This is a genomic window from Nonomuraea sp. SBT364 (genome assembly GCF_001083785.1).
In the GTDB taxonomy this organism is placed as follows: Bacteria; Actinomycetota; Actinomycetes; order Streptosporangiales; family Streptosporangiaceae; genus Nonomuraea.
The window spans coordinates 1-3,014 of record NZ_LAVL01000319.1 but is presented as its reverse complement, the minus strand read 5'-3'; the positions used below and the strand labels follow the sequence as shown (position 1 = coordinate 3,014).

Here is a 3,014-nt window from a genome sequence, read left to right as displayed (position 1 = left end):
GGCTCATGCAACCGCTGAACCTCGGCGACGACGAGGCTCAGGCGCTGCGGAAGGCGCTTTTTTGTTTTCGAGAAGAGACCAACGGAGACGGTTGATACGGGGTTCGGGGGGGCGAGGAGTTGTGAAAAGGACCCCGCCCCCCCCCCCGGCCGCCCCCGCCTCTGCGGTCGGCGGGCCCGTCGGCCGCAGGTGCTCGTGCGGCGCGGCGGACCACGTAGAAGCCCACGCCTCGGGCCCCGCCATCGAGCGCTCCTACCGCGAGCTGACGGGCGACCGGCTCGGCCTGGCCGCCGTCGCCGCCCTGGCCCGGTCCGGCGATCCACGCGCGTGCCAGGTGATCACCGCCGCCGCGACCCTCCTGGGCCGCGTGCTCGGCGGCGCCGCGAACCTCCTGGACCCGGACGTGATCGTGATCGCGGGCGGCGTGTCGAGACTCGGCCCCCTCCTTCTCGGCCCGCTCCGCCTGGCCTACCGCGCCGACGCCCTGCCCGGCCCGCGCCGCGCCCCGATCCGCCTGGCGGCCCTCACCGACCGGGCGGGCCTCGTCGGCGCCGGGCTGACCGCCCTGCCCCCGGCTCCCTGACGGGCCCTACCGCCCGCCCTGCTCCAGGACGGCCTCGACGCCCGAGACGAGCGTGCGCAGGCCGTGTTCGAACGCCTCGTCGCCCAGCGGGCTGCCGCCTTCGCGCAGGGCCGCCGCCAGCGTGTCGCCGGGCGGCCCGGCGGGCTCGCCGCCCTCGGGACGCACGGCCTGCTCCTGTAGCACGAACCCGTTGACGTAGTGAGTGACATGGGTGATCGCCCGCAACGCGAGCACCGGCCCGAACCCGCGCCGGGTCAGCTCGGCCAGCTCCTCGTCGAACATCGCGACCGTCTGCGCGCCGAGCCGCGTGGCCCCGGCGACGATCCGGGCGCTGTCGCGGTGCGCGAGCAGGCAGCGCCGGTAGGCGCGGGCGCGCCGGGCCAGCCACTCCTGCCAGGTCTCGCCCGCGCCCGGCGGCCCCATGCCCGCCGCCAGCACGATCGCGTCGGCCATCCCGTCCAGCAGCTCCTGCTTGGTGCGGATGTGCCAGTAGAGCGCCGGTGAGCGCACACCCAGCTCGGAGGCCAGCCTGCGCACGGTCAGCCCGTCGAGCCCGACCTCGTCCAGCAGCCGCAACGCGGTCTCGACCAGCACCTGTGGGGACAGCCCGCCCCGCCTGTTCTCGCCCATCGACTCGCTACCTTAGCAGTGCTAAAGTCGCCCTTAGCGTTGCTAAGGAGGCATCCGTGCTCACCATCCCGACGGCGGACGGCGCCGGTGTCCGCGCCGCCGACGAAGGCCGGGGCCCGGCCGTCCTCGTCCTGCACGCGGGCCTGGACGACGGCTCGCAATGGCACAAGGTCGCCCGCCTGCTCAGCCCCCGCCACCGCGTCGTACGGCTGCACCGCAGGCAGTACCGTCCCGACCTGCGCCCCCGTTGCACGATGGCCCAGGAGGCCGGCGACGTTCTCGCCGCGGCGGCGGCGCTCGGCGGGCCGGTGCTGCTCGTGGGCCACTCCTCGGGCGGGGTGGCCGCTCTGGAGGCGATGGCCGCCGCCCCCGGCGCGTTCGCGGGCGCGGTCCTCTACGAGCCGCCGGTCGTCACCGGCCTCCCGCTCGGCGGCCGGGCCGCCGTCCGCGCCCGCGCCGCCGTGGACGCCGGCCGTCCCGGCAAGGCCATCGAGATCTTCGTCCGTGACGTCGTCGGCGTGCCGCCGTTCGCCTCCCGCCTCATCGGCCTGTACGTCGCGGCCGCGCCCCGGATGCGAGCCCTGGTGCCCCGGCAGATCGACGACCTGGAGGCGATCGACGAACTGGGCGACCGCCTCGACGCGTACGCCGCCATCGAGACCCCCGTCGTCCTGCTGGGCGGCGACCGGAGCCCCGCCCACCTGGGCGACCGCCTCGACGCCCTCGAACGCCGCCTCCCGCACCCCCGCCGGGTCACCCTGCGCGGCCAGGGCCACGGCGCCCACCTGCGAGCCCCCGCCGAGGTCGCCCGCGTCATTGAGACCCTCGCCGGCCTATAGCCCGCTCGTCCGCGGCGTCCACGCGGGATGGAGAGGGATGCTGTCCACCCTTTCCGCGCCTCTGTACAGGTGAACGCTCGCGGGCTCGTCGCCCAGGACGCCCGCCAGGCACAGGCCCAGCGGAGAGATCTCCTGTTCGGCTCGCGACGATGCCGTCTCGCAGACGACTGACGTGACGGAGCCGGCAAGCTGAAGCTCGAGCAGGCGAAGCGACGTCCCGGCGCCGCCTCTGAAGCGGGCGTCCGAGATCCAGGTCTCGGTCACGCCGAGCGGCGTCGCGTCCGGCAGGCCGGGGGAGCGGGAGAAGACGTCCGGATAGCCGCCGGACCCGGAGGTGACGCCCAGGTCGAGCCAGGCGCCCTCCTCCGAGCGCACCGCCACGGCGACGTCCGACGCCGGCACGCCGTCACGCCTGTGCCGTACGGAGAGCACCGCCCCGATGCCTTCCGCGAGCCGCCACCTCGCGACCGCGACCATCGAACCGGGCGGGGGGAGCCGCGCCGGTGGGAGCCTGGCGGCGGCGAGGGCCGCCGATAAGGGGGAGGTGTGTCGCATCGCTGTGTCCCATCAGGTGTCCGCACGGCAGGTGTCTGTCGTAACTGTGGAAGGAGCTCACTCGGGGGCCGGCCAGGAGACCTGCTGCCGGGATCATCGACGCTGAAATGGCGGGCCGGACCGTGAGCCTGTGCGCCTTCATCCTGGCCCAGGCGGCCGGAGGGCGCGGAGTCACGGTCATCCCCTTCCGGCTGATCGGCAGACATCGGCGTGTCGCGTACGAGGCTCTCCAGGAGTGCAGGCGGCGTGACGACGCCGGCAGACGCGCGGCCGCCGATCGACTGGCCGAGCCGGGCCAGGAACAGGCGAAGCGTCCCGGACATCCCGGAGGAAGCTGCCGGCCTGGGGAAAGGCGGGGCCCGTCGACCCGGATGGCGATGGCGGCGGGGGAGGTGGCTCTTATACAC

General features: G+C 74.8%; 4 protein-coding genes. 2 read left to right on the top strand and 2 right to left on the bottom strand.

Features of this window, described 5'->3' with window-relative positions; translation table 11 throughout:
* The first annotated feature begins 121 nt into the window (after positions 1-121).
* Complete coding sequence (locus ADY59_RS46975) at positions 122-583, top strand: ROK family protein (protein WP_053175853.1); 462 nt, start codon at positions 122-124, stop codon at positions 581-583.
* Positions 584-589: 6 nt separating this feature from the next.
* Here ADY59_RS46975 and ADY59_RS46970 read toward each other — a convergent pair whose 3' ends face one another.
* On the bottom strand, positions 590-1,213 hold the full coding sequence (locus ADY59_RS46970; RefSeq protein WP_049577776.1) for a TetR/AcrR family transcriptional regulator C-terminal domain-containing protein: 624 nt from the start codon (positions 1,211-1,213) through the stop codon (positions 590-592).
* A 56-nt stretch (positions 1,214-1,269) separates the two neighbouring features.
* Between ADY59_RS46970 and ADY59_RS46965 the strand changes: the two genes are divergently transcribed.
* Positions 1,270-2,052, top strand: a complete 783-nt coding sequence (locus ADY59_RS46965) for an alpha/beta fold hydrolase (RefSeq protein WP_049577773.1) — start codon at positions 1,270-1,272, stop codon at positions 2,050-2,052.
* On the opposite strand, the gene ADY59_RS46960 is transcribed toward ADY59_RS46965, so the two are convergent.
* Positions 2,047-2,607, bottom strand: a complete 561-nt coding sequence (locus tag ADY59_RS46960; RefSeq protein WP_049577769.1) for a hypothetical protein — start codon at positions 2,605-2,607, stop codon at positions 2,047-2,049. The genes ADY59_RS46965 and ADY59_RS46960 overlap by 6 nt on opposite strands.
* Between the last annotated feature and the right edge of the window lie 407 nt (positions 2,608-3,014).

Excerpts from the sequence above, each read along its gene's own strand:
- ADY59_RS46960 (WP_049577769.1), bottom strand. The coding sequence starts at position 2,607 with ATGCGACACACCTCCCCCTTATCGGCGGCCCTCGCCGCCGCCAGGCTC.
- ADY59_RS46970 (WP_049577776.1), bottom strand. The coding sequence starts at position 1,213 with ATGGGCGAGAACAGGCGGGGCGGGCTGTCCCCACAGGTGCTGGTCGAG.